Source organism: Arthrobacter sp. UNCCL28 (genome assembly GCF_900102805.1).
GTDB lineage: Bacteria > Actinomycetota > Actinomycetes > Actinomycetales > Micrococcaceae > Arthrobacter > Arthrobacter nicotinovorans_A.
The window spans coordinates 233,712-260,276 of record NZ_FMWE01000006.1; the positions used below are offsets into that span (position 1 = coordinate 233,712).

22 protein-coding genes, 1 tRNA gene and 1 other RNA gene are annotated in these 26,565 nt (G+C 64.6%); 15 read left to right on the forward strand and 9 right to left on the reverse strand.

The window, feature by feature from the left end:
- Window positions 1–31 precede the first annotated feature (31 nt).
- The gene (locus BLQ01_RS16835; protein ID WP_175493467.1) at window positions 32–1,630 is read right to left on the reverse strand and encodes a M23 family metallopeptidase; all 1,599 of its coding nucleotides are present in this window, start codon (window positions 1,628–1,630) and stop codon (window positions 32–34) included.
- Window positions 1,631–2,030: 400 nt separating this feature from the next.
- Window positions 2,031–2,408, reverse strand: coding sequence for a MarR family winged helix-turn-helix transcriptional regulator (locus tag BLQ01_RS16840; RefSeq protein WP_026541831.1), 378 nt, complete (start codon window positions 2,406–2,408; stop codon window positions 2,031–2,033).
- 116 nt (window positions 2,409–2,524) lie between these two features.
- On the opposite strand from BLQ01_RS16840, the gene BLQ01_RS16845 reads away from it, so the two are divergent.
- Entirely contained in the window at window positions 2,525–3,967 is a 1,443-nt protein-coding gene (locus BLQ01_RS16845) for an MFS transporter (protein WP_026541830.1), read from the forward strand.
- 84 nt (window positions 3,968–4,051) lie between these two features.
- Entirely contained in the window at window positions 4,052–4,975 is a 924-nt protein-coding gene (locus BLQ01_RS16850; RefSeq protein ID WP_091552999.1) for an oxygenase MpaB family protein, read from the forward strand.
- Window positions 4,976–5,274: 299 nt separating this feature from the next.
- On the opposite strand, the gene BLQ01_RS16855 is transcribed toward BLQ01_RS16850, so the two are convergent.
- The gene (locus tag BLQ01_RS16855; RefSeq protein ID WP_091553001.1) at window positions 5,275–8,748 is read right to left on the reverse strand and encodes a proline dehydrogenase family protein; all 3,474 of its coding nucleotides are present in this window, start codon (window positions 8,746–8,748) and stop codon (window positions 5,275–5,277) included.
- Window positions 8,749–8,871: 123 nt separating this feature from the next.
- On the opposite strand from BLQ01_RS16855, the gene BLQ01_RS16860 reads away from it, so the two are divergent.
- Window positions 8,872–9,801: a LysR family transcriptional regulator gene (locus BLQ01_RS16860; protein ID WP_026541827.1), complete on the forward strand. Its 930-nt coding sequence runs from the start codon at window positions 8,872–8,874 to the stop codon at window positions 9,799–9,801.
- Between the two features lie 46 nt (window positions 9,802–9,847).
- On the opposite strand, the gene BLQ01_RS16865 is transcribed toward BLQ01_RS16860, so the two are convergent.
- Window positions 9,848–9,932: transfer RNA gene (locus BLQ01_RS16865), tRNA-Ser, on the reverse strand.
- A 325-nt stretch (window positions 9,933–10,257) separates the two neighbouring features.
- Here BLQ01_RS16865 and BLQ01_RS16870 point away from each other — a divergent pair.
- From BLQ01_RS16870 to recR, 4 genes are all read left to right on the forward strand, one after another.
- Entirely contained in the window at window positions 10,258–10,581 is a 324-nt protein-coding gene (locus tag BLQ01_RS16870) for a YqfO family protein (protein ID WP_091553003.1), read from the forward strand.
- Window positions 10,582–10,670: 89 nt separating this feature from the next.
- Window positions 10,671–10,767, forward strand: an RNA gene (ffs, locus tag BLQ01_RS16875) — signal recognition particle sRNA small type.
- Window positions 10,768–10,800: 33 nt separating this feature from the next.
- Window positions 10,801–14,271 (forward strand): DNA polymerase III subunit gamma and tau, encoded by a 3,471-nt coding sequence (locus tag BLQ01_RS16880; protein ID WP_091553005.1) that lies wholly within the window; start codon window positions 10,801–10,803, stop codon window positions 14,269–14,271.
- A 33-nt stretch (window positions 14,272–14,304) separates the two neighbouring features.
- Entirely contained in the window at window positions 14,305–14,904 is a 600-nt protein-coding gene (gene recR, locus BLQ01_RS16885; protein ID WP_026541824.1) for a recombination mediator RecR, read from the forward strand.
- A gap of 12 nt (window positions 14,905–14,916) precedes the next feature.
- On the opposite strand, the gene BLQ01_RS16890 is transcribed toward recR, so the two are convergent.
- On the reverse strand, window positions 14,917–15,993 hold the full coding sequence (locus tag BLQ01_RS16890) for a hypothetical protein (RefSeq protein ID WP_091553006.1): 1,077 nt from the start codon (window positions 15,991–15,993) through the stop codon (window positions 14,917–14,919).
- A 112-nt stretch (window positions 15,994–16,105) separates the two neighbouring features.
- Here BLQ01_RS16890 and BLQ01_RS16895 point away from each other — a divergent pair, with 112 nt between their 5' ends.
- A complete protein-coding gene (locus BLQ01_RS16895; RefSeq protein ID WP_043433380.1) occupies window positions 16,106–16,624 on the forward strand; it encodes a DUF427 domain-containing protein in 519 nt (172 codons plus the stop codon).
- 139 nt (window positions 16,625–16,763) lie between these two features.
- A complete protein-coding gene (locus tag BLQ01_RS16900; RefSeq protein ID WP_026541822.1) occupies window positions 16,764–18,110 on the forward strand; it encodes an aspartate kinase in 1,347 nt (448 codons plus the stop codon).
- A 76-nt stretch (window positions 18,111–18,186) separates the two neighbouring features.
- Here BLQ01_RS16900 and BLQ01_RS16905 read toward each other — a convergent pair whose 3' ends face one another.
- The gene (locus tag BLQ01_RS16905) at window positions 18,187–18,795 is read right to left on the reverse strand and encodes a TetR/AcrR family transcriptional regulator (protein ID WP_026548310.1); all 609 of its coding nucleotides are present in this window, start codon (window positions 18,793–18,795) and stop codon (window positions 18,187–18,189) included.
- A 136-nt stretch (window positions 18,796–18,931) separates the two neighbouring features.
- On the opposite strand from BLQ01_RS16905, the gene BLQ01_RS16910 reads away from it, so the two are divergent.
- From BLQ01_RS16910 to BLQ01_RS16920, 3 genes are all read left to right on the forward strand, one after another.
- Entirely contained in the window at window positions 18,932–20,206 is a 1,275-nt protein-coding gene (locus BLQ01_RS16910; RefSeq protein WP_254779503.1) for an MFS transporter, read from the forward strand.
- Entirely contained in the window at window positions 20,207–22,696 is a 2,490-nt protein-coding gene (locus BLQ01_RS16915) for a beta-glucosidase family protein (RefSeq protein WP_091553008.1), read from the forward strand.
- 155 nt (window positions 22,697–22,851) lie between these two features.
- A complete protein-coding gene (locus BLQ01_RS16920) occupies window positions 22,852–23,151 on the forward strand; it encodes a DUF4193 domain-containing protein (RefSeq protein WP_026541818.1) in 300 nt (99 codons plus the stop codon).
- Window positions 23,152–23,260: 109 nt separating this feature from the next.
- Here the strand turns inward: BLQ01_RS16920 and BLQ01_RS16925 are convergent, their stop codons facing one another.
- From BLQ01_RS16925 to BLQ01_RS16935, 3 genes are all read right to left on the reverse strand, one after another.
- Window positions 23,261–23,644 carry a LapA family protein gene (locus tag BLQ01_RS16925; protein WP_091553010.1) on the reverse strand — a complete coding sequence of 128 codons (384 nt, stop codon included), beginning with the start codon at window positions 23,642–23,644 and terminating at the stop codon, window positions 23,261–23,263.
- 167 nt (window positions 23,645–23,811) lie between these two features.
- A complete protein-coding gene (locus BLQ01_RS16930) occupies window positions 23,812–24,042 on the reverse strand; it encodes a hypothetical protein (RefSeq protein WP_026541817.1) in 231 nt (76 codons plus the stop codon).
- A 111-nt stretch (window positions 24,043–24,153) separates the two neighbouring features.
- On the reverse strand, window positions 24,154–24,378 hold the full coding sequence (locus tag BLQ01_RS16935) for a hypothetical protein (protein WP_026541816.1): 225 nt from the start codon (window positions 24,376–24,378) through the stop codon (window positions 24,154–24,156).
- A gap of 121 nt (window positions 24,379–24,499) precedes the next feature.
- Between BLQ01_RS16935 and BLQ01_RS16940 the strand changes: the two genes are divergently transcribed.
- The 3 genes from BLQ01_RS16940 to BLQ01_RS16950 all read left to right on the forward strand — a co-directional run bounded on the left by BLQ01_RS16940 (window position 24,500) and on the right by BLQ01_RS16950 (window position 26,546).
- On the forward strand, window positions 24,500–24,967 hold the full coding sequence (locus BLQ01_RS16940) for a MarR family winged helix-turn-helix transcriptional regulator (RefSeq protein WP_026541815.1): 468 nt from the start codon (window positions 24,500–24,502) through the stop codon (window positions 24,965–24,967).
- Window positions 24,968–25,087: 120 nt separating this feature from the next.
- Window positions 25,088–25,621, forward strand: coding sequence for an SSI family serine proteinase inhibitor (locus BLQ01_RS16945; RefSeq protein ID WP_026548314.1), 534 nt, complete (start codon window positions 25,088–25,090; stop codon window positions 25,619–25,621).
- A complete protein-coding gene (locus tag BLQ01_RS16950) occupies window positions 25,608–26,546 on the forward strand; it encodes a hypothetical protein (protein ID WP_043433382.1) in 939 nt (312 codons plus the stop codon). The genes BLQ01_RS16945 and BLQ01_RS16950 overlap by 14 nt, the downstream gene beginning before the upstream one ends.
- Window positions 26,547–26,565 lie beyond the last annotated feature (19 nt).

The following is a 26,565-nucleotide window of genomic DNA, read 5'->3' on the forward strand; positions in this document are numbered from 1 at the left end:
GCCCGCTTTGGGGCGCGAAACGCAGGAGCCTCTAGGGCGTCGGCGGCAGGACCAGGGTGGAGAGCAGGACCACCGTTCCGTTGGGCAGCCGGACCTTGTCCGGTGCCACCAGGACGTATCCGGGCGGAAGAACCACCGCCGGCGGGGTTGACGGCAGGACAGCAACGGGCGTTGGAGCCGGAACGGGAGCCACTGGTGCCACGGGAGCGGGAACAGGCGCCACGGCCTGCGCCACGGCTGGGGCCACGGGCGCTGGAGCGACCACTACAGGAGCTACGGGAGCTACAGGAGCCGGGGCTACTGCGGCGGGTGCCGCCGGAGCCGGAACAGCCGGAGCGGGCGCGGCTGGCGCTGCGGGAGGCACGACGGCGGCCGGGGGTGCCACCGTTTTAGCGGCAGGTGCCGTGGTGGTGGTCGTCGCTGACGGAGCCGAGGTGCTCGGCGACGGTGTGGGAGTCGGGGTGGCGGTCTTCGAAGGCGTCGGGGTGGCGGTCTGCGTCGGCGTGGGCGTCGCTGTGGCAGTCGGCGTCGGCGTGGGCGTCGCTGTGGCGGTCGGGGTCGGCGTCGGGGTCGGCGTCGCCGTCGCGGACGGTGAGGAAGTCGCCGTCGGCGTCTGCGTTGCGGTTGGTGTCTGCGTTGCGGTTGGTGTCGTGGTGCCCGGCGGTGTGCTGGTGACCGGCGGCTTCGTGGTGACCGGTGGAACAACTACAGGCAGTGGCTCCGGCTCTTCGTGCTCTCCGCCGATGACGGCGCGGTTGGTGCCGTCGGCTACCGGAACAGCCCATACCGGGGCTGCGGACGTACCTGTTCCAACACCGGGTTGGTAGTTGACCATGGTGATGTTCTGCAGCGGATCAATCTGCCGCATCGGCAGGTAGGTCCAGCCATTGGGATTGGTGTGCAGGCCGTTGACGATTGTCTCGAAGTGGAGGTGGCATCCGGTGGACCAACCGGTGGTCCCGACCTCGGCGATTACTTCGCCGACGCGGACCGATTGTCCTTTGGTGACCCCGATGGCCTGCAAGTGGTTGTAGGTGGTGACCAGGCCGTTGCCGTGTTCGATTTCCACGCGGTTGCCGCCGCCCCACACGTGCCAGCCAACGGCCCTGACCACACCGGCGTCGGCAGCGTAGACGCGTGTCCCGCAGGCGGCGGCGTAGTCCTGTCCCCAGTGGAATTCGCCTGCAAGACCCGTCAGCGGGCTGTAGCGGTATCCGTAGGGCGAACTCGGGTTGAGGACTTCAAGGGGAGCATACAAAGCGCCGGCAGGAGGGCGGGACAGTCCGGCTGAAGCCACTGTCAGACCTGTTGAGCCGTCTTTGCTGACGGTCCGGACCATGGCGCGGTCGAAAAATACCATCGGGGTGCCGGGGAGTTGTTCCGGGGGTTCGGGCGCGGGATCAATAACCAGGGTCTCGGCCTCGGGCGGCACCAGGCTGCCCAATGCTGCCGGCCCCACCACACCCTGTGCCAGGGAAGTATCAACGTTGCTCGAGAGGACCGCATTCAGCGGTTGGAAGCCAAAAGCGAAGAAGGCCAGAACGGCCAGGCTCCCCGCGATCAGCACGCGACGGAAACCTCCGGCACGGATCAGGTCTATTGCCCGGTCTGAATCATGATGCTTGCCCACAAAACACTCCCCAAAAGCCAGCGGCACCAAACCCCAGCCTGGCGTGCAAGCACCATTGTTGCGGGTATCAGAGAAGAAATAAAGGCTTCGTGGGCGCTTGCCGCGGAAAGGTTGCATCAGTTTTTGCTCAAGATGTCTTGAGCAAGGTTGGGACCTGACGGACCGGATCGTTTCTGCACCTGAGGCCGCGTGCAGGACCCCACCAGGAATGAGCCTGAATGACCATCCAGCCGGCACCTGAGGCCCGGGTTGGAGACCCATGAAGGACGACGGCAGCGCCTAGACCCATAACCTGACCCGGGAGGAGACCTCCCGAAGTACTCCGGATTCGTTCCCACCGCCGAAACCATTGGAACGGGCTGGGACATCATCAGCTCACTGATCCAGGCGGATTCAACCTCTACCCCAGGTTTTCCTTCAGCAGGGCACGGTGCTCGACGGCGGCCGTGGAGTGGAGCGCGCGGCCGGCATCCGTCAATTCCAGGAAGAGGGAGCGGCGATCGTCAACGCAGGTTTGGCGCGACACCAGTCCTGCCTTTTCCAATCGGTCAACCACCTTGGACACGGCACTTTGCGTCATGGGGGTGCGCTCCCCCAAGGACTTCATGCGGCACGCGGACTCTTCGCTTTCGGCCACGAGATCCAGGATTTCGAACTCATTGAGTCCAATGTCGAACTTCGCTTCCAGGGCGCGGTCGATCGCTCCTGCGGTTCGGAAGTAGGAGCTCTGGATGCTGCGCCACTGCTCAACCAGTTGACGGTCACGCGTCGTTGCCATGTGCCTGATTCTAGTTCATGACGCCGTTTGAATCCACGTCATACGATTCTGCGTCATAAAATGACATGTCATCGTAGTCCTTGTCATTGAATGACGCGTCATATAGATTGAAGCGCATGACATCACCCACCACCCTCAAATCCTCAACTGAGCCGCCTTTGGTTTCAGCCGTTCACTGGACCCGTGCCCAGTGGCTGCTGCTGATGGTCGTCTGCACCGTTTTGGCCCTCGACGGGCTGGACGTTTCCATGGTTGGCGTTGCCCTGCCTTCCATCGGACAGGAACTGAACCTGGGAACCGATTCCCTGCAGTGGATCGTCTCCGCCTACGTTCTCGGCTACGGGAGCCTGCTGCTCCTGGGCGGCCGACTCGCGGACCTGTTGGGCCGCCGTCGTATCTTCCTTATCGCCTTGACGGTGTTCGCTGCTGCCTCACTCCTGGGCGGACTGGTGGACGACCCCGCCATTCTGATCGCCACCCGGTTCGTTAAGGGACTTGCCGCCGCTTTCACCGCACCCACCGGCTTCTCCATCATCACCACCAACTTTGCAGAGGGACGCGAGCGCAACAAGGCGCTGTCCATCTTCACCACGTTCGGCGCCAGTGGGTTCTCGCTGGGCTTGGTGGTGGGCGGGCTGATGACCAGCCTCAGTTGGCGCTGGACGTTCCTGGTTTCGGTGCCGATCGCCGTGGTGGTGGTCCTCCTGGGCATGAAGTTCATACCCAAGGACAAGCCCTCCGTTGAAGACAGCGGGCATGACGTCTGGGGCGCAGTCACCCTCGCGTTGGGCATGCTCGGCCTCGTGTACACCTTGGTATCAGCACCGGAACAGGGCTGGGGATCTGTGGCAACAATCGCCGGATTCGCAGTTTCCGTAGCCGTGCTGGCCGCCTTCGCTGTCATCGAGAACAAGGTCAAGCACCCGCTGATCCGCTTCAGCATCCTCAAGGAAGGCTGGGTGGCCAGGGCCAACCTCAGCGCGGTGGGACTGTTCGGGTCCTACCTGAGCTTCCAGTTCATCGTCACCATGTACCTGCAGTCAGTGCTCGGCTGGACGCCGCTGGGCATGGCGCTGGCCCTGTTGCCCGCCGGCCTGTTGGTGGCCACCAGTGCCCCGTTCGCGGACCGGCTTATTGAGAAGTTCGGCGCCACGCAACTGATCCTGGCAGGCCTCACAGCCATGGGGTTGGGCTATGTCCTGTTCCTCCGAGTCGGCACCACGCCCAATTACGCCCTGGACATCCTGCCGTCGGTGGTGCTGCTGGGCGTCGGCTTTGCCTTGGCTTTCCCGTCCATCAACGTTCAGGCCACCGCAGGAATCAAGGACTCCGAACAGGGTCTTGCCGCCGGTTTGATCCAGACCAGCACCCAGGTGGGAGCCGCCCTCGTCCTGGCGGTCACCACGGCCTTGGTCAGCGGTCACGGCCAGGCCGCCGGCACCGTCAGCGCCCAAGCCATGCTGGAACAGTACCGGCCGGGGCTGATCCTCAGTGCCGCCGTCGCGATCGCCGCCCTGCTGGTCGCGGCTGCGCCGAAACGGCGCCGCGTGCATTCCTGACTCCGCCTATTGCGCCGGTGTATTCCTGCTCTGTACACCGGCTCTAGACACCGGCTCTGTACACCGGCGCAATTGCGGGGTCGAATGGGATGCATGAGGAATTACCTCACCGAGTACAGGCACGAGCTGCAGCGCACCTTCACAGGGACGTCGGGCACGCCTCCGGAGTGGGTGCCGCGCTTGGCAGACGGGAACGACGCCGGATATCACCTTCCGGGGTCGGCCGTCTGGGCGGTGCACGGGCACGTTGCCACCATCGTGGCCGGGATCAGGGTGCTGCTGATGCAGGCCCTGCATCCCGGTGCGCTGGCTGGTGTGTACGAGCACTCCGGATTCCAGAAAGACCCTTTGGGCCGGCTCGCCAACACCGTCCGCTGGATCTTCACCGTGACCTACGGCTCCACGGAAGCCGCCGAAGCCGCGACCGCCCGGGTCCGGAAAATCCACGAACGCGTCCGGGGAAGCTACCTTGACGGCAACGGCGTGAAGCATGACTATGCCGCCAACGACCCCGAACTCCTGCGCTGGGTCCACGTCACCTACGCGGACTCGTTCCTTACCGCCAACCGCATCTGGGGCAGGCCGATCCCCGGGGGCGCGGACTCCTATGTCCGGGAATGGGCCGCAGCGGGACGACTCATGGGAGTTCTGGATCCGCCGCTGACCGAAGCCCAGGTCCGCGCCGAACTGGAGCAGTGGTACGCCTCAGGGGTCCTGCGGGCCGACGAACGCCTGGCCGAGACGGTTTCCTTCATCCGCAACCCGCCCCTGAGCCCGTTGCTGGCGCCTGGCTACCGCATCCTGTTCGCGGCCGCCGTCGCAAGCCTTGAGCCCAAGTATCGGGACTTACTAGGCCTGCGCGCCCCGCGGGTCGGGCCAGTTCCTTTGCCGGTGGTCACCGCTGCCAGGGCCGTGTTGGGCATGGTCCGGTTTGCCTTGGGCTCCCACGGACCGAGCGAGCAAGCCGCCCGCCGAAGATTGCAAAGGCTGGGGTACGCAGAAGCTTAAGTGCCTTTTCGCTCTCCCCCACCTCCGCCGAGGGGTCAGCTCTCAACCCTTTGAAGCCCACTTACTCCCGAAAGCTCACCCCTCGGCAGAACCCCCTAAACCCTTTGAAGCCCACTTACTCCCGAAAGCTCACCCCTCGGCAGAACCCCTAAACCCCCGGGAGCTCACCCCTTAAAGCCGAAAGCCAACCCCTCGACGCAAACCCACGTGGTGTGGACCTCGCCGAGGGGTCAGCTCTCAACCCTTTGACACGCACTTACTGCCGAGAACTCATCCCTCGGCGGACGCCCTTGTGAACCCTAGATCAGGTGATCCGACAGGTGGTTCGGGGTGCCGAAGCGGTGGGCCGTGATGGACACAGCCTGCTCGCGGAGGAACGGCAGCATCTCGATCCGGCCGGCCTGGGTCACAGCACCGTGGTAGACGGCCACATCCGGCCGGCCACCCATGGCTGCGCTCAGCGCGGCGAAGTCGCCACCGATCAGGCGGATCCGGCCGGCGTCGAAGTTGGCCGCACGGGCCAGCCACGCGGCGTCGTCCTCGATCCTGACGCTGACGCCCAGGTTCGCGAACACGGTCACCACAGCGTCGGGAAGTACGACGGCGGAGCTCACGGTGAGCTTCGAGCCCGCCACTGCGCCGGCTGCTGCCACGCGGAGCAGTTCGGCGAGCGGCTCGCCTTCGGAGAGCCGGATGGTGACAGGAAGGGAGCGGTAGCGGAAGACGTTGCGCTCTGCGGACAAAGCGGAGACGTCCTTGCGGGTGCCGAACTCGGATTCCCAGGCGGCGGCATCGCTGAAGAGCGACTGCTCGAGGGTCTGCAGCTCAACACCAGTAACCCCGGCGGACTTCGCAGCAGCGAGAACCTGCGCCGCCGCACCCTGGAGCACGGTGCCGCGCTTGGCCTTGGCTTCGGCGGGGAGCCAGCTGCCGAGTCCCATCAGGTAGTTCGGTCCACCGGCCTTGGTGCCGGCGCCGACGGCCGACTTCTTCCATCCACCGAACGGCTGACGCTGGACAATAGCACCGGTGATGCCACGGTTGACGTACAGGTTTCCGGCCTGGATGGTGTCCAGCCAGACACCCATTTCAGTGGAGTCCAGGGAGTGCAGGCCGGCGGTGAGGCCATACTCGATCTCGTTCTGGATGGCGATGGCTTCCTCAAGGGTCTCAGCGGTCATGACACCCAGGACCGGGCCGAAGAACTCGGTGAGGTGGAAGTAGGAGCCGCGCTTGACGCCGGAGCGGATGCCCGGGGACCAGAGGCGGCCGGTCTCGTCGAGGCGTTCGGGCTTGATGGCCCAGGTCTCGCCGTCGCCCAGGGTGGTGAGGGCGTTGAGGAGCTTGCCGTTGGCCGGTTCGATGATCGGCCCCATCTGCGTGGTGGCGTCCTCCGGGTAACCAACAGTGAGGGAGCGTGCGGCGTCGATCAGCTGGTTGTGGAAGCGGGCGCTCTTGGCCACCGAGCCCACCAGGATCACCAGTGAGGCAGCAGAGCACTTCTGGCCGGCGTGCCCGAATGCCGAGTAAACAACATCCTTGGCAGCAAGGTCCAGGTCAGCACTCGGGGTGACGATGATGGCGTTCTTGCCGGAGGTCTCCGCGAGCAGCGGCAGGTCCTGGCGGAAGGAACGGAACAGCTCAGCCGTTTCGTAGCCGCCGGTGAGGATGACCCGGTCAACGCTGGGGTGCGAGACCAACTGGGTGCCAAGCTCGCGCTCTTCAAGCTGGACGAGGGCCAGCACTTCACGCGGCACGCCGGCTTCCCAGAGCGCATCCACCATGACCGAACCGGAGCGGCGGGCCTGCTTTGCAGGCTTGATCACGACGGCGGAGCCTGAGGCGAGCGCTGCAAGCGTCGAGCCTGCGGGGATCGCCACCGGGAAGTTCCACGGCGGGGTCACCACGGTGAGGTTGGCTGGGACGAACGTGGCGCCGTCGACCGTTTCCAGGTCCTTGGCGCGCTCGGCGTAGTAGTGCGCGAAGTCGATTGCTTCACTCACTTCGGGATCGCCCTGGTCAATGGTCTTGCCGGTTTCGGAGGCCATGACCTCAAGGAGCTCGGCGCGGCGGGATTCGAGGACCTCGCCGGCGCGGTGCAGGATCGCTGCACGCTCGGCGGCCGGACGTGCACCCCAGGCCTTGCCGTGGTCCACGGCGGTGGCGATGATGCGGTCAAGTTCAGCGGCGTCGGAAACCTTGGTGGCTTCGACGATCTTGTTGCCGGCGGTAGAGCCGGGGATGCGGCTGAGGATGTCGCGGCCCCATGCCCGGTTGGCAGGGAGTGCGGGGTCCGTGTCGGGGGTGTTGCTGAAGCCCTCGAGCAGTGCCGGCTCCGCGGGGAGACGGCGGTCCTGCTTGCGGTTGGGGCCTGGGACCTCGTCCTTCATGTTGGCCAGGGAGTCCAGGAAGCGCTTCTGCTCGCGCTTGAACAGGGCTTCATTTTCGCTCAGCTCGAAGACGGCGCTCATGAAGTTTTCCTGGCTGGCGCCCTCTTCGAGGCGGCGGATCAGGTAGGCGATGGCGACGTCGAACTCGCCCGGGTGAACCACGGGTGTGTACAGCAGGAGGCTGCCGACGTCCTTGCGGACTGCGGTGGCCTGACCGGTCGCCATGCCCAGGAGCATCTCGAACTCAATGGCCTTAGGCCCCTGCTGGGCGATCCCACGCTGCTTGGCGAGGAGCCAGGCGAAGGCGACATCAAACAGGTTGTGCCCGGCGACGCCGATGCGGACGGCGTCGATGCGCTCGGGGGTGAGGGCGTAGTTGATGACGTTCTTGTAGCTGGTGTCGGAGTCCTGCTTGCTACCCCAGGTGGCCAGCGGCCAGTCGTGGAGGGAGGCCTCGACCTGCTCCATGGGCAGGTTTGCGCCCTTGACCACACGGACCTTGATGGGAGCGCCGCCCTGGGCGCGGCGGGCGGCGGCCCATTCCTGCAGTTCCTGCATGGCACCGAGTGCGTCCGGAAGGTAGGCCTGGAGGACGATGCCGGCCTCGAGGTTCTTAAACTCGGGCATGTCCAGGATGCGCTTGAACACCGCGATGGTCATGCTGAGGTCCTTGTATTCCTCCATGTCCAGGTTGATGAACTTGGGCTTGGGGAAGGATGCAGCAAGGCGGTACAGCGGGGTGAGCTTCTCCACCACGTGGTCCACGGCTTCATCGAAGGCCCATGGGGAGTGCGGTGCCACGGTGGAGGATTCCTTGATGGAAACGTAGTCCACGTCGTCGCGGGCCAGGAGTTTCAGGGTGCCTTCGAGTCGACGCTGGGCCTCGTGTTCGCCCAGGACTGCTTCGCCAAGGAGGTTCACGTTCAGATGGACGCCGTCCTGGCGGATCTTAGCGATGGCGGGGCCAAGCTTGGCATCGGTGGCATCCACGATCAGGTGGCCCACCATTTCGCGGAGAACCCGGCGGGCGATCGGGATGACTACCTGCGGGAGGATCGGAGCCATGACGCCACCCACGCGGACAGCGCTGCGCATGTACCACGGGAGGAACTTGGGCACCTTGGGCGCAAGCTCGGCGAGTTTGCGGCCGGCGACCGACAGGTCTTCAGGGCGGATGACGCCGTCGACGAATCCGACAGTGAAGTCAAGGCCGTTGGGGTCCTTCAAGACGCCGGCGAGGCGCTGTGCGGAGACGTCCACGGGGATCTTGCCGGCTTCTGTCAGCCAGTGCCGGACCAAGGCGATGGCCTCTTGCGCCAAGGCGTCGAACTGTCCGGAATCCTGGGTGCTCGGGGCGGTGGCATCCGGGATGGTGCTGGTCATGGGGGCTCCTTCTGAGGCGGAGAAGTTTGTTTGTTTCCATCAGTATGGATCTACAATCACGTTAGGAAAAGCGATCTTTTCTGACGAATATTGATTACCCATCCCGACCTTTTGGAGGCCGCCGTGCTGGACGTCCGCAGGCTGCGTTTGCTGCACGAACTAAAAATCCGCGGGACCCTCGCGGAAGTGGCCGACGCTATGCAGTACAGCCCTTCTTCGGTGTCCCAGCAACTGACCCTGCTGGAGAAGGAAGCGGGGGTTGAACTGCTGCGAAAAGCCGGGCGCCGGGTGCAACTGACACCCCAGGCTGAGATCCTCGTGGCGCATACCGCAGCACTGCTGGAGACCCTTGAGCGCGCCGAAACCGAGCTCGCAGCGTCGCTGTCCATGGTGACCGGAACCGTTCGCCTGGCAGTCTTCCAATCCGCCGCCTTGGCGCTGCTGCCCGATTTCCTCACCATCATGCGCCAGGAGTATCCCGAAGTGCGGGTGGAAATGACCCAGCGCGAACCCGAAACCGCACTCTACGAAACGTGGGCGCGGGACTTCGACCTGGTGGTGGCCGAGCAGTATCCCGGCCATGCTGCCCCGCACCACAGCGGGCTGGATCGAGTCACTCTCACCAGCGACGCCATCCGGCTGGCCACTCCCCCGGTTGGGCTGGGTGGCGAAACCGTATCCTCCCTTGCCGACACCGCCTCGATGCCGTGGGTCATGGAACCCCGCGGCGCAGCGTCGCGGCACTGGGCTGAGCAAGCCTGCCGGTCTGCAGGCTTCGAGCCGGACGTGCGCTACGAAACGGCCGACCTCCAGGCACAGATCCGGCTCATCGAATCCGGCAACGCCGTGGCACTCATGCCGGACCTTGTGTGGACCGGGCGCAACCTGACCGTCCAACTGCTGGACCTTCCGAGCCTGCCGAAACGGACCGTCTTCACGTCCACCAGGACAGCCGGCCGCATTCACCCCGCAACCGCGGCATGCCGCGAAGTACTGGAACGGGTGGCGGCAGCACAACAGCAGGATGCCGAGCAGCAGGCAGACGCCGGATAGCTTCCGGGAACGCAAAAGGCCCCAGTCCAAGAACTGGGGCCAACCGCGGAGAATGGGGGATTTGAACCCCCGAGGGCGTTAACCCAACACGCGTTCCAGGCGTGCGCCATAGGCCGCTAGGCGAATTCTCCTTGCTTCCGATTCGAAAGCAGATACTACTGTACCTGAGAATTTCAGCATCGTGTAATCGGGCTAAGCGACCACCCCTGCGAAGCCTCGGAAACTCCCCAGCTGCCGCCTCAAACACCCCCGTTAACGGAAAAATGGACGCCCCCAACGCGCCCATTCTTGCGGTACATCGTTGAGCTACCGGGTCCGGCCCCTCGCCCCCAGGCCCCGCAGCTCACAATCTTGAGATTGCCCCAATCGGTGTACATACCCATGGTCCGCTGTGGCTCCGGCTTTTGCAATGGTTGAGACCTGTTTGTAGCCGAACTTTATTGACACGATGTCTCCATGACGCAGCTGCACACCCTGGTTGTTTACGTTCCCGAGACACATATCGAGGAGGTTCTTCTGGCCATCGGCGACGCCGGCGCCGGCCGGATCGGCAACTACTCCCACTGTGGTTTCACCTCGCCCGGCACCGGCCGTTTTACGCCTTTGCCCGGTGCGCGTCCCGCTGTTGGCCAGGTGGGGATTGAGGAGCAAGTGCCCGAAACCCGGGTTGAGTGCGTGGTGGAGGAGGACAAGCTCGACGCCGTCGTGCGGGCTCTGCGGTCCGCCCACCCTTACGAGGAGCCGGCTTTCATGACGTGGCCGGTGAATGGTTGGCGATGATTCGGCGCAACCAAGCCACCCGCCGTCGAGCCTTATCCACAGCCCTCCGGGCCGATTCGAACCCCAACCCAAGTTCGGGTAAGCTTGTCGACGGCCCCTCATGTGGCGTCATCCTGTTGAACTCCCCCAGGACCGGAAGGTAGCAAGGGTAGATGGGCTCTGGCGGGTGCATGAGGGGTCACTTATTTAAATGTCAGTCTCTATAGGTAGGTTTCACTTGTGACTGTTACAACTGCCCTGTATCGAAGGTATCGCCCGGACTCTTTCGCGGACGTTATCGGGCAGGAACACGTCACGGAGCCGCTGATGACAGCGCTCCGCAAGAACCGCGTGAACCACGCCTACCTCTTCTCCGGCCCCCGCGGTTGCGGCAAGACCACGTCCGCGCGCATCCTTGCACGCTGCCTGAACTGCGCCGAGGGCCCCACTGACACTCCCTGCGGCAAATGCCCCAGCTGCATCGAACTCGCTCGAGGCGGGTCCGGCTCCCTGGACGTCATCGAGATTGACGCGGCCAGCCACGGTGGCGTCGACGACGCCCGCGACCTCCGCGAACGGGCAACCTTCGCCCCTGTCCGGGACCGCTACAAGATCTTCATCATCGACGAAGCCCACATGGTCACGTCGGCCGGCTTCAATGCGCTCCTGAAGATCGTCGAAGAGCCGCCGGAACACATCAAGTTCATCTTTGCCACCACGGAGCCGGACAAGGTCATCGGCACCATCCGGTCCCGCACGCACCACTACCCCTTCCGGTTGGTGCCGCCGGAGCCGCTGATGCAGTACCTCGAGCTCCTCTGCCAGCAGGAGAACGTTCCCGTGGCACCCGGCGTGCTCTCGCTCGTCATCCGGGCAGGTGGGGGTTCCGTTCGCGATACTCTGTCCGTCCTGGACCAGCTCATGGCAGGCGCGGGCCCCAATGGCCTGGACTATGAACTCGCTGTTGCGCTGCTCGGTTACACGCACGCTTCACTGTTGGATGACATCGTGGACGCCGTTGCAGCCTCCGACGCCGCGGTGGTCTTCAAGGCCGTGGACCGCGTCATCCAGACCGGTCATGACCCCCGGCGGTTCGTTGAGGACCTGTTGGAACGCTTCCGCGACCTCATCATTGTCCAGGCGATGCCCGAGAGCGCCCAGGCGATCCTTCGCGGCATGCCGGCGGACCAGATCGCCCGGATGCGCAACCAGGCAACCAACCTCGGTGCGGCCGAGCTGTCCCGCGCAGCCGACGTCACCAACACCGCGCTGACGGAGATGACAGGCGCAACCTCGCCCCGGCTGCACCTCGAGCTGCTGTGCGCGCGGATCCTGCTCCCCAGCGCCGAACAAACCGAGCGCGGTATCGCTGCCCGGATCGATCGCGTCGAACGCCGCCTCAATTACGGGGCCGACGGCGGCACCCCGGCTGTTGCTGCTGCCCCACCGGCTGCTGCGGCTGCTGCGGCACCGGTAGCTGCGACTGCGGCGGCTGCCCCACCGGCTGCTGCCCCGGCCGGTCAGCCGGTTCAGGCAACACCGGCCAGCCAGCCGGCACCCGCGGTTCAGCCTGCCCCAGCGCCTGCGGGTGCTCCCCCGCACAGCACCCCAGCCCCGCGTTCCGAAAGCGAACCCAACGAGGCAGGGTCCCGTGGCGCCCTGACAGCTCCGCGGGTCTCGACCAACGATTGGCCTGTTGAGGACCGGCCCGCAGCTGGTCGTCCTACGCAGGGTCCTTCAGCGGAAACTGTCACGCAGGCCCCGCCCGCTTCGACGCCAGCGCAGCGGCCACAATCCGCACAGGCTCCAACAGCTCCACCGCAAACTGCCCAGCAAGCACAGCCTGCGGCAGCCCCGGAGCAGTCCGCACCCGCGCAAGCGCCGGCACGCCAGGCATCAGCACCCCAGGCGCCAGCACCCCAAGCACCGGCAGCGCAGGCGCCAGCACCCCATGCACCGGCAGCGCAGCCGAACGCGGCCGCGCAGCCGAACGCGACCGGAGGAGCGCCTGCTCCCGCCCACGCTGGCGGCGGCGGAGACGTGGAGGCCCTGCGTCGTGCATGGCCCGATGTCCTGCAGACGCTGACCAAGATCAAGCGCAGCACTTGGGCACTGGTGGAACCCAACGCGCAGGTTGCGCAGTTCGACGGCCAGGTTCTGACTCTTGCCTTCACTACTGGCGGCTTGGCGGGTGCTTTCGGCCGTGCTGATCACTCCGAGAACCTTCGCCAGGCTATTCACAAGACCCTTGGCATCGACTGCCAGATCATGGCAGTCGCTGGCGGCAACAGCTCAGCGAGCTCTGAGCCAAACCCAAAAGCGCCTACTAGCCGGCCGACGCCGGCTGCTGCACCTGCGGGCGCCCCTCCGTCGGTTGGTGAGGAATCGCCCGCGGCAACAGCAGCAGGTGTAACGTCAGCGCCCGCTGAAACAGCAGTAACACCGGCACCGGTGTCAGCTGTCGACTCCGCGTGGGGCCTCGCACCGGCTTCCCCGCCTGCAGTAACTCCGCATGGCCCCGTCACAGGAGCAGCAGCCCCGCATGCCCCCCTCGCAGGAGCAGCCGCGCCAACAGGAGCAGCCGAGCCAGCTGCGTCCACCCCTGCACGGGAAGAGCCCAGCGCTTCGGTAGCTCCCACCGCCACCGCGGAACCGAAAGCACCGGTGCAGGCTCATGCTGCCTCCGCTCCCACGGCTCCCCCGGCTCCCCCGGCTCCCCCGGCTCCCGAGCCGTCGCAGCCGGCCCCCGAGCCGTCGCAGCCGTCCGGCGATTACTCGTACCCTGACGACGATTGGGGTCCACCGCTCGACGAGGATGCGCCGCCTCTGGATGAAGAGCCGCCAGCGGACTGGGAGCCGCCATCGGGCTATGGCCGTATGGGCTCACAACCGGCGACATCCCCAGCGGCGAGCCCCGTGAACACAGCTTCCCCGTCCACACCTCCGGCCTCAGCACCGGCCTCAGCGCCGGACAAAAACCCGGCCGCAAACACGACTCCGAGCGCAACCACGACTCCGCGCGCCTCGAGCAGCACGTCCGACGACCCCTGGTCGCGCGCAGTCGAGCAGACGCCGGGCACATGGGTTGTGACCACGGAATCCAACGTGGGCAAGAACCCCGCCCAAACGGTCGAAGAGCCCTCACCGGCAACGGACACCCCTGACTACGCACCCGCGGCAGCCCAGGTCCCGGAGCAGGAGCGGACGCCGGAGCAGGAGCGGACCCCGGAGCCGGCCTCCGGAACTTACGGCCATCCGACCACTGCGGAGCAGAACCCAAGCTCCAGCTGGGACGTCGCACCGGCGTCGAGCTGGCCCGGCACGCAATCCATGCCCGCGGCGGCAACCACCAGCGTTTCCGGGGCGAGCCCCAGCGTCGCCCCTGCACCGTGGCCGTCCCTCGCCGCCCAACCCGAGGAAGCGCACGGTTCGGTTGCCACGCTCGAGGAGGACGCGCCGTCGGGCAGTCCGAATGGCCGCCAAAGCTTGTATCAGCGGCTGACCAACAGCCCCGAGGCCCAAGCCGGACGTGTCCAGGCGCCCGCGCGGACCCCGGCAGCACCCACCGCCGTGACTGAGGACATCCCCAGTCCGGAGGACGAAACCATTGAGGAATCGAGGGTCTTTGGGCGTGCTGCGGTGGAGCGTATTCTGGGCGGAAAGCTGATCGAAGAGCGCGCCTTGGACGGTTCTCCCCTGCAAACCCGCTGACTCCAGCATTGATTTCAAACGAACGAGGACATTGTGTACGAAGGTGCAGTTCAAGAGCTGATTGATGAGCTTGGCCGGCTTCCCGGTGTGGGCCCTAAATCGGCACAGCGCCTGGCGTTCCATATCCTTGAGGCCGATCCGGAGGATATGAAGCGTCTGGTCACCGCGATCACCACGGTTAAGGAACGCGTGAAGTTCTGCTCCGTTTGCTTCAACGTTACTGAGCAGGAAACCTGCAATATTTGCCGTGATCCGCGCAGGGACCCCTCGGTTATCTGCGTCGTGGAGGAGTCCAAGGATGTCCTTGCCGTCGAGCGCACCCGGTCCTTTCGCGGCCGCTACCACGTGCTGGGCGGGGCCATTAATCCCATTGCGGGCATCGGGCCCGAGCAGTTGCGGATCCGTGAGCTGCTGACGCGCCTGAATGACGGCGCCATCCAGGAAATCATCATCGCCACGGACCCCAACCTTGAGGGTGAAGCCACAGCTACCTACCTGGCCCGCATGCTCAAGTCGATCGGCATCGCTGTGACCCGGTTGGCTTCCGGTTTGCCCGTGGGCGGAGACCTTGAGTACGCCGATGAAGTGACCCTCGGCAGGGCCTTCGAGGGCAGGCGCAACGCACTGCTCTAAAGGACGGAAGCGTCAGCTGGTTCGGGCCTTCCTTGCCCTCCGCCAGCGGGCTGGAACGAGCACCGCTGCAGCCACCAGGGCTTGAAGCATAAGGCCGGTGATGGCCACCGGGACTGTCGGCGCAAGCCCTTCGCTGGACTCTCCGCCGAGGCAGGGCACGTCGCGGGAGGGGCCGTCGGCGGTCCATTGCAGTCCGGACAGCACCCAGCCCAGTTCGTTATCGGCCGGGACCATATCGGCGGCCACACTTCCCAGGAGCAGCCCGGGGTTGGATGCGGCCAGCCATGCGACCCGCTCAGTGTGGGCAACCTCCACCGGGCGAAGATCGCCGACGCACTCGTAGGCATTGATCCTGCCGGAATCGTCGCGTTCCACGTTGACCGGCACGGAGGCCTGGTCAATGACTGTGGTTCCAGGCAGCAGCAGGATAGTCAGAACCACATTGCCTGCGCACAGGAAGGCGACCACCACCACAGCCAAGGCAGCGCCTGGCCCCACGGCGGCAAAGCAGCCCCTGGCGCCCGAACCGATCAGCCCGAACAGCACCACTTCCAGAACAATGACGACGACGGCGGCACCGGCCAGCGCGATCGGGCCACCAACGCTGAGGCCCACCACGAGCAACGCAGCGCATGCCAGGAAGGCCAACGCCACGCCGCGCATGGCTCCGGAGAGCGCCAGGACAAGAATGCTTCCGTGGAAACGACGGAAACCCCAGAGGGTTCCCAGGATTGCGGCTGCCATGGCCAGGAACACCGCCATGATCAGGTGGACGGCGCTTCCGATCCTTACCTCGAACCAGCCGTTCGATTGCCCCAGGGCAACCACTGCCAATGCCGCGCCCCAAGCGAGGGCAATCCCCAGCACGCAAGCCAGCCAAAACCACCACGAGGCGAAGGACTTCCGGGTGTTCCCCCACGCCTCACGGACAGCAACAATGAAGGGACCCGGAGTTCCCGGCGGACCGGGACCGCCCTTTGGGCTTGATCGGCCGGACGGTTGATCGTCGATAACGCCGCCGATCAGCTCGTATTCGGGCTCGTTCCGTCCCGGGCCGGAGCCGCCCGTTTGTTCAGGTACGCCGGCCATCGCCGCTCGCTAACCTCATGAAGTGGATGGTACGCCCGGCGCGTCATCACCGATACGCCGGCAGGTTGAGGTTTCACGGGAAGATCCCAGCCGGGGGTGCCACCATAAGCCCATGGTCTCCAGCAATGGTCTGTTCAGGCGTCCCCGTCCCATCAAGCCCGCCCCGGGTCAGGAATCGGTGTGGGATTACCCGAGGCCGCCCAGGGTGGAGCCTCGGTCCGAACGGGTTGTGGTGCGGCTTGGAGGACAGGTCATTGTTGATACCACCGATGCCGTGCGGGTCCTCGAAACCAGCCACCCTCCCGTCTACTACGTGCCCTTGGATGCTTTCCCTGCCGGGGTGCTCATCCCTGTTGAAGGCACCACTTTCTGCGAGTTCAAGGGGCAAGCCAGCTATTTCACCCTCACTGCCGGCGGCACCGTTGTTGAGCGTGGAGGCTGGACGTATCCGAGTCCCACCCGCGGCTTCGAAGCGCTGGCCGGCAAGGTGGCGCTTTACCCCGAACATATGGACTCGTGCGAGGTGGACGGAGAGCGGGTGACGTTCCAGGAGGGCAGCTTCTATGGAGGGTGGATTACCCGGGGAATCGTTGGTCCATTCAAGGGCGGTCCGGGCACTGCCGGATGGTAGTGATGGCAGGTGGCCGCCATGTGGTCACAATTCCTGCCGGGGCAGTGCGCGGCGATAAACTGGGCAAATAAGCTACGCAGGCGTGCCTGAATTGGAGCATGCCGCGTTCGAACCCTATTGATGCAGTGAGGGTGCGCGCATGACTATGCCCACTACCGAAGTGAAGATCGAAGAGCTCTCCAACGAGGCTGCCATTACCAAGCAGCTGATCGTTCAGAAGTTCGGCGGCTCCTCGGTTGCCGATGCTGATGGCATCAAGCGGGTCGCACAGCGCGTCGTGGATGCGCAGAAGGCCGGCAACGAGGTTGTGGTTGTTGTCTCCGCAATGGGTGACACCACAGATGAACTCCTGGACCTCGCGGGGCAAGTCACCGACTCTGCTCCCGCCCGCGAAATGGACATGCTGTTGTCCGCCGGCGAACGAATTTCCATGGCCCTGCTCGCCATGGCCATCAACAAGTTTGGCGCCTCGGCCCAGTCCTTCACGGGCTCCCAGGCCGGCATGATTACCGACGGTATCCACGGCAAGGCGCGGATTATCGACGTCGACCCCCACCGCATCCGCACCGCGCTGGACAAGGGCCACATTGCCATCGTGGCCGGTTTCCAGGGCATGAGCCGCAGCACCAATGAGATCACCACCCTGGGCCGCGGCGGCTCGGACACCACCGCTGTTGCTTTGGCCGCAGCGCTGGAAGCCGATGTCTGCGAGATCTACACGGACGTGGACGGCATCTACACCGCTGACCCCCGCGTGGTTGCCAGCGCCCAGAAGATCGACCGTATCTCCAGCGAGGAAATGCTGGAGCTGGCCGCTTCCGGAGCCAAGATCCTGCACTTGCGGTGCGTCGAGTACGCACGCCGCTTCGGGGTTCCCCTGCATGTCCGTTCGTCATTCAGCCAGCACGAAGGCACCTGGGTCATCCCGGGTGCCGAGGAAAAGTTCACCATTGAAGAGGGAGTTGCTTTGGAGCAGCCAATCATCTCCGGCGTTGCACACGACCGGTCCGAAGCCAAGGTCACCGTTGTGGGCGTACCGGATATCCCGGGCAAGGCTGCCGCGATCTTCCAGGTGATCGCGGATGCACACTCGAACATCGACATGATTGTCCAGAACGTTTCCACCCACGGCACGGGCCGCACGGATATCTCGTTCACCCTGCCGATCGTTGAAGGCGCAGATGCCCTGGCTGCCCTTCGCGCTGCCGAGGGCCAGATTGGCTTCGAGAGCATCGAGTACAACGAGAATGTTGGCAAGCTGTCCCTGATCGGCGCGGGCATGCGGTCGCACCCGGGCGTTTCTGCCACGTTCTTCAAAGCCCTCTCCGACGCCGGGATCAACATCGACATGATCTCCACCTCGGAAATCCGCATCTCCGTGGTGACCAGCGCCGACGCCTTGGATGACGCCGTCCGGGCCATCCACAATGCGTTCGAGCTCGACGGCGATGCCGAGGCTACCGTTTACGGCGGCACCGGCCGCTAAGCCAACCGCGGGCAACCGCCCCCCAAAGTACGTACCAGTTAAGGCCGTTCCGAGCTCTCGGAACGGCCTTACCTTTTTACTTACTTGGGTGCTCAGTTGGGTGGGCGGGGGCCAGCAGGACGTCGATGAGTTGCCGGAGCCCGTCAGCCATGTCCACGTTCTTGTCATAGAGCCATTGCAGCTGAAGCCCGTCGAAAGCCGCCACTGTCAGCCGTGCCAGCATGACGGCGTCGACGTCGGTGCGCACCGCGCCGGAAGCCTGCCGCTGTGCGATGTCCTCGGCGATGTCGCTGACCACCGTCTGGTATCGCTCTTTGAAGTACCCGTGTGAGGCGTGTTCGGGATCGTTCGCGGTAGCTGAGGCTACTGCGTAAAGGGTTGTCAGTCCGGGTTCACGCACGTTCCGCTCCGCGATGGGCGGCATCAGCCCAAGGCCCACCCCGGCGTCGCCACCTACGGCCAGTGACCGGCGGTCCCGTTCGGCGAGGACGGCGGTGAGCAGTTCCTGCTTGCCCTTGAAGTAGTGGAACAGGGTTGCTTCCTTGACACCCACCAATTCGGCAACGCGCTTGAGGGCGGTGCCCTCAAAGCCCTCGGTGGCGAAAACATCGGTTGCCGTTTGGATGATCTGTTCGCGGCGTTCGGCTCCCTTGGCATACGGGCCACGGGCCTTGGACGTAGACATTCGTTCAGTCTATTTCACGGTTTGAATATCGAGGCTCACTCGACTTTTTCGACAAAAACCTAGTCACACTAGGTTTTTGTCGCTAGAGTCATTGCAGCGGCCCAACGGTGGGCCACCCGATTTATCAGGAGGCAATGTGGCCCTCAATCTCGATCAGCACACGGCCGGCAAGGAAGCCGCCGGGGCTGGAAACACCCCGCCAAAATCCGCTTCGCGCGCTTACGTCATCGGCATGCCCATCGCGAGCGCCGGCTTGTGGATGGCCGTCCTTGCACCAGCCTTGGTAGTTCTCGCCATCAAGGTTTCAGAGATAACCACCCCGGACACCCGCGCCGGGGCACTGAGCCTGGTGGCCGGCGTAGGCGCGGCAGTCGCTTTGCTCGCGAATCCCTTCGTCGGCCGCCTCAGTGACCGCACTACCTCCCGTTTCGGCATGCGTAAACCGTGGATTGTGGGCGGTGCCCTGGTGGGCTTGGCCGCCCTGTTCCTCCTGGGCTCGGCGACGAACGTGGGCACGGTCCTCATCGCCTGGGTAATAGCACAGCTGGGCTTCAACGCGGCACTGGCTGCCCTGGTCGCCACCCTTCCGGACCAAGCTGCCCCTGCCGAGCGCGGGCTGCTCTCCGGCCTGATAGGCATGACGCTGCCCATCGGCATGGTGGCGGCGGCTTTCTTCGCGCAGATGTTCGATAACGCGCTGCAGATGGCAGTAGTCCCCGGCATCGTGGGCACGGCCGTTGCCATCGTGTTCGCCTTTACGTTCAAGGACCGCGTCCTTGCCGAGAAACCTGCACCGCTGAATTTCAGGGAAATCGTGGGGTCCTTCTACTTTAATCCCAAGGCCCACCCGGGCCTGGGCTGGGCCTGGGTCACCAAGTTCCTGATCTACGTCGGCTACTGTGCCGGCCTGCTCTACCTGCCGTACTTCTTCACGGACCACCTTCATGTCCCCGAAACCCAGGTGACCACCTTGGTGTTCCAAGCAACTTTGGTGAGCTCCGCAGGCACAGTGGTCACCAGCCTTGCCGCCGGATGGATCAGCGACAAGCTCGGCAAGCGCAAAGCCATGGTCATCCTCTCTGCCTTGATCATGATGGGCGGCCTGATTGTCATCGCCACCAGCACCACCACCGGTCAAGTACTGGTGGGCCAGGGCATCCTCGGGCTTGGGGTCGGTGTCTTCAGCGCCGTCGACGTTGCCCTCATCACGGACCTCTTGCCCAAGGACCAGTCTGAGAACGCCAAGACCTTTGGGGTCTTCAACATCGCCCAAGCCCTCCCCCAGTCCTTGGTGCCCGCCATCGCCTTCCCTGTCATCGCTCTGGGCGGCTACCCCGCATTGTTCCTCGGTGGTGCAGTTGTGGGCATCATCGGAGCCCTCCTCGTCACACGTATCAAAGGAGTCAAGTAAATGAATCTATCGGCAGCAGTCACAGCACCGGAAACAGGAGCACCGGATGCTGAGGCCAGGATCCAGGAACTCGCCCGGAGCCTGACCCTCGAGCAGCAGGTGCAACTCCTGACCGGCGCAGATGTGTGGTCCACACACGCCATCCCTGGGATCGGCCTGTCCCGCGTGGTCCTGTCCGACGGACCGGCAGGCGTCCGGGGCGAAGACTTCGATGAGCGCCATGACTCCGTCTCCTTGCCGTCGTCGTCGGCCTTGTCCGCCACCTGGAGCGTCGAAACAGCTCACCGCTACGGGCAGGTCCTGGGCCAGGAGGCCCGCCGTAAAGGCGTACATGCCGTGCTGGGCCCCACCATCAACTTGCACCGCTCCCCGTTGGGCGGCCGCCATTTTGAGTGCATGAGCGAGGACCCCCGGCTCACTGCCACCATGGCCGCCGGGTACGTTGCCGGCGTGCAGTCCATGGGTGTTGGCGCCACGCCCAAGCACTACCTCGCCAACGAGGCCGAAACCGAGCGTTTCACCGCCGACTCCGTAGTGGACGAGCGTCCGCTCCGCGAGCTCTACCTGGCAGCCTTCGAGGACGCCATTACAGAAGCCCGCGCCTGGCTGGTGATGAGCTCCTACAACTCCATCAACGGCACCACCGCGAGCGAGAACAAACTGCTGGAGACCCCGCTGTCCACTGAGTGGGGCTTCGACGGCGTCGTAGTGTCCGACTGGACCGGCGTACGCTCCGTGGAGGCCGCAAACGCTCACCAGGACCTGGAAATGCCCGGCCCCGTGGGCCACTGGGGTCCCAAACTCCTGGCAGCGGTCAATGATGGCCGCGTCAGCCGGGAGGCGATCCTTGAGAAGGTCACCCGGATCCTGCGCCTCGCAGCCCGCGTGGGCTCCCTCGAAGGCTTCGAACCTGCAGTAACCCAGCTCCCGACGCAACTGGACGGGGCCGCCGTCGCGCGTGAAGTTGCCGTCCGCGGCGCCGTACTGGTCCGCAACAAGGGCATCCTGCCAATGGATGCCAGGACGCTCGGCAGCGTCGCCGTGATCGGCCACAACGCCGACGAAGCCCGTACCCAGGGCGGCGGCAGCGCTACCGTCATGCCCAAGTACACCGTCTCGCCCTTGGAAGGCCTGCGGAAAGCACTGCCCGACGACGTCACGGTCACCTATGCGCGCGGCGCAAAGGTAGCCGAGGGCATCCAGCCCTTCCCCCGCACGTCCCTCCACAACCCGGTTACCGACGTGCCCGGGCTTCGCGTGACATTCCTCGCCGACGACGGCACCGAAATCTCCGGTGAGGACCGTTTGGCCTCGCACCTGATCTGGTTCGGCATTGGAATTCCCGACGGCGCCGCCTCCATCCGCATGGAAGCGGACTGGACAGCCGAAACAGCAGGGGTCCATCACCTGGGCGTCGGCACGGTGGGCCACATCCGTTTTGTCCTGGACGGGACGGAAGTGTTCAACGACGAGATCAAGGACGATACCGAAGTTTTGGGCGCCGCCCTGTTCGATCCGCCCAAGACCGTCCATGCCGTGGAAACCACCGCCGGTCAGAAGGTCAGGATCGAGGCCGAGTACCAGTTGCCCAAGGAGCAGGTCATTCCGTTCACGGCCATCCTCCTGGGCGAGGAAACAGTGGTAGCGGATCCGCAGGCCGGGATCGATGCCGCCGTGGAGGCTGCCCGGAACTCCGACGTAGCAGTGGTGGTTGTCGGCACCAACGCAGCCATCGAATCCGAGGGCTTCGACCGCAAGGACCTGGACCTGCCGGGGTACCAAAACCGCCTCGTTGAAGCTGTGGTTGCGGCCAACCCGCGCACAGTAGTGGTGGTCAACTCCGGTTCGCCGGTGCTGATGCCGTGGCTGGACACTGTGGAAGCAGTCCTGCTGGGCTGGTTCGGCGGCCAGGAGTTCGGCAATGCCATCGCTGAGATCCTGCTGGGCATCGAAGAGCCCGGTGGCCGTCTTCCCACCACCTGGCCTGCCGCCCTGGAAAACGTTCCGGTCCTGAACACCACCCCCGTTGACGGCAAGGTGGTTTACAGCGAAGGAATCCACATCGGCTACCGCGCGTGGCTCAAGCAGCAAGCCGCAGGCGGCGCCGCTCCGGCCGTGCCGTTCGGTTATGGACTGGGCTACACCACCTTTGAACTCGGCACGCCCCACGCCTCCCGGGTGGTCACTGCCGGCAACGGCGTGGTGGTACACGTTCCGGTCAAGAACACCGGGACCCGTACCGGGCGGGAAGTCGTCCAGGTCTATCTGGAGCGCCCGGAATCGGACGTGGAACGCCCTGTCCGCTGGCTTGCCGGCTACGCCGGAACGCACCTCGCCGCCAATGGCACCGAGAGCGTGGAAATACATATCCCCGCCAAGGCGTTTGGACACTACGACGGCGGCTGGCAGTTTGAGCAGGGCACGTTCCGGCTGTTGGTGGGTCGCCATGCGGCCGACCAATTCCAGTCCTTGGACATCGAACTCCGGTAATACATGAGTAAAATCACGCCGGGTGGCGGGCTTTTTTGGCCGTCACCCACGTGGTTTTCGCCACAAGCGATGGAACTGGGGTATGGTATGGAATTTTCGTGGCATGCTGTACGTTGCATACCCGGTAACCCCCTAACACGAAGAGGCATTAAAAAGTGGCAGCCGATTACGACGAACTCCGTACCGATGTAAAAGAGAACCAGGAGCAGTCCCTCCAGGCTCTCCAGTCCGCCAGCGCTCCCACGGCCAAGAGTGTCGTGCTTGAACTGGACGAAACCGATGGCCTCGACGCCAACGGCCCCGGCGGCGAAATCGTCGCCGAAGAATTGGTGATCCAGGTTATTCCGCAGGCCAGTGACGAATTCACTTGTCATTCCTGCTTCCTGGTCCGCCACCGCTCGCAGATCGCACGCGAAAAAGATGGCGTCGCCTACTGCACCGACTGCGAAGGCTAAGACAGCCCACCCACCCCGGCGGAATCAACATCGTCAGGGAGTGCCGCCGTCGGGATTAATTGCGGAAGGACCGGAGCAAACGCTCCGGTCCTTCCGCAATTAACGGCCCCTAAGGCCCAACTCCGGGACCGCCCATTGCCTTCTTACGGCGGTGGTTGGCGATCCTGAGTTGCAGGATCCTGGCCCCGCCCGCCAAGGCCACCAGCACGCCGCCGCCCACAGCCGCTATGAACAAGGTGGTGCCAAGGGCAAGTGTGCCTTCCAGGCCAAAGAACCGGACCGTGATCATGTCCTGGTTCTGGACGAAGAACACGATCAGCATCACCAGGACCACCAAGCCAACGGCCACGGCAACCCACAATGCGGCGGTACGTGTTGGCCTGTCGTGTCCCGTTGCCGGTGGCGGTATAGGGTGGCCCCGGTGCTCGGAACTACCTGGATCCGGGCGGGCGGAACTGCCCGGAACCCGTGCTGCATCTTCTTGGAAACTCATTGCGGCCCCCTCTGGACATCAGCATTTACCGTTCTTCCAACATAATAAGCATGCTGATTAGTTGCTCAACAGTGGCACGGTGGATTGACCGGGTCAAGGCGGCGGTCCCTCAGCACAAGAGGAAGGGCCGGAGTTCGCGGTCCGGCCCTTCGGCATCTCACGCCCTGCTAGACGCTGTAATCGGTACTGGTGGGCCCGGGATCATTGTTCCGGACTGCATAGTGATGACCCTCGGAATCTGTCTCGACGTCGAAGTTCTTCAGGTCCGCCTCGGAAGCGGTCTCGAAATCATCGTGCTTGTGCACCACGGGGCTGCCCGTGTCGCCGTGGGTCGCCGGTCCAAAAACAGACTGCAGCCGCTCGGTAACGTGGACGAAGCCTTCCATTCTGCGTCCCATGTTTCCACCTCCCTTCTTACCGGAGAGCGAAAAGCGGCAGGGCTGGCGCGTGCCGTTCAGTGAGGCAATATTACGCCCAAAACGAGGCTCCGAGGAGGGGTAATGCGGGGCCTACCGGAGGGACTTGTCGTCCGGATTGCGGGGCACAACGTAGGTGCTGCCATCGGGGCGCCGGAGGGTTTCCCACTGCTGGGTCTCGGCCTGGCGCTGGGCGAGCAGTTTCCGGTTGGCCTCGGTCATCTCATGGTCAAGGGAACTGCTGTGCGCGGGGCCGAAGACAACCCTGAACTTCCCCGTGGCACGCATGAACTTCCGGGTAAGAGATTCCTTGGCCACTGAAGATCGACTCCTTTTTAGACGGGTTCAATGAGTCCATAGTACGCTAATGATTAGTACACTAACTAATCAAGCAATCGTTCGGCGTAAGCTGATGGGTCCGCAAAAACAGGAGGCAGCCGTGACGGCCGTAGACGAGACCATCCAGGAAACAGACGACCTCCTGCTGGAGCGCCAACTGTGCTTCGCCCTGACTGTGGCGTCCCGGAGCGTGGTGGGGGTCTACAAGCCCGTGCTGGAACGGCTTGGCCTGACGCACCCCCAGTACTTGGTGATGCTGGCTCTGTGGGAGCGCAGCCCCCGGACGTTGAAGGACATCAGCGACAGCCTCCTCCACGAGCCCGCAACGCTCTCCCCGCTGCTCAAACGCCTGGAGGAAGCCGAGCTCATCACCCGCGAGCGCGTTCCGGGGAACGAACGCGCCCTGGCCATCACCCTGACGGAAAAGGGCGCCGCCCTCCGGGGACAAGCAACCGCCGTGCCGGGTGAAATCCGCGAGCGCCTGCAGCTCAGCAGGGCGGAAGTGGCCGAACTGCACCAAGCCATGACGGGCCTGATCGCGGCGACCCAGCGGCACGATCGACCCTAACGGCGGCAGGCCGCCCGCGTGGCCCCTAGCCAAGCACCCCGCGCCGGTGGTCTTCTTGAAGCGAACACAGACGCGGGCATCACAAGGGCCCCGTAAAATGGACGCAACCTAGGAGATTCCATGCGCATGCGATTTGTTCGGCCCCTGTTGGCAGTCCTGGCCGTCGCCGGCCTGGCCGCATGCTCCGGTTCCCCCACGCCTGGTTCCACCAGCAGCGCAAGCCAAGCGCCGTCGTCGTCCGCCCCTTCAAGCGCGACCCAAAGCGCCACCCCAAGCGCAACCCCATCCAGCAGCGCAACCGCAGCACCGGGGGCCGGCAACGCCGAACTTTCCATCACCCTGGTCGAGTCCACGGAAGCTGCGCCGCAGACTTTCACGCTCGTCTGCAAGGACGGCGTCCCCGCCGCTGAAAGCAACCACCCATCGGCCGCAGAAGCCTGCACCACCATCAAGAACAGCCCGGCCGTCCTCAGCCCCGCCCCCACCAAAACGGATCAGGCCTGCACCATGCAGTACGGCGGTCCGGCCACAGCCAAGGTGACCGGCGCAGTGGATGGCAAGGAAGTTACAGCAGCCTTCAACCGCACCGACGGCTGCCAGATCGCGCTGTGGGACGCCGCGAAGAGTGTCCTCGGATCAGATGGCGGCCTCTAGGCTGCGACACCTCCCCCAGGAGCAATGGCTCGGGCTGGAGGCAGCCCATCACGCCCGGGTGGCGCGTTACGCGGACCCCTACCTGGCCAGGCGTTCGGCCGGCAAAAAGCACCCCGTTGAGGACTTCCTGTTCACCTACTACACCCAGAAACCGGGGCAGTTGCTGCGCTGGCATCCCGGCGACGGTACCGTCCTCATCGGTCCGCGGGCCCTTGAGCGGGCGTCGTGGAAGTTCTACAGGACCCTCGACGACGCCGAACTCGCCTCACTGGGGCTGCCGGCAGGAACGCCGGCGGTCACCTTTGATCGCGGCAGCTTCCTGGCTGACCGCGCCGAAGCTGTCCGCTTCGCGGGAATCATCCTTGCGGGCACGGCGAAGCGCCCAGCCCAGTTTGGCTGCTTCGGCCTGCACGAGTGGGCCATGGTGTACCGGCAGGAGAAGTTCGAACTCCGCCATGAATACCTGAAGCTGCGGCTTGGTGGTGAGGGCACGGATACCGTGGTGGAAGAGAACCGTATCCGGTGCTCGCACTTTGACGCGTTCCGCTTCTACACGCCGGACGCTACGCCACTGAATGAGCTCACCCCCACGCGCGAAAACCAACGGACCATGGAGCAGCCGGGCTGCCTGCATGCCAACATGGACCTTTACAAGTGGGCCTACAAGCTGACCCCTGCGCTGCCCAGCGAGCTGGTGATGGACTGCTTTGAGCTCTCGTGGCGGATCCGCGCCATGGATATGAAGGCCTCGCCGTACGATCTCGAAGAATGGGGCTACCCGCCCATCAGGATCGAGACACCGCAGGGCAAGGCCGAGTACGTTGAATACCAGCGGGCTTTCGCGGCCGAATCCCAGGAGCTGCGGGCCCGCGTGCTGCAGGCAGTAGATCCGCTCCTCACCGAGCTGGCCGGATTGGCCGCCTGAGCACCCGACGCCACCAGCG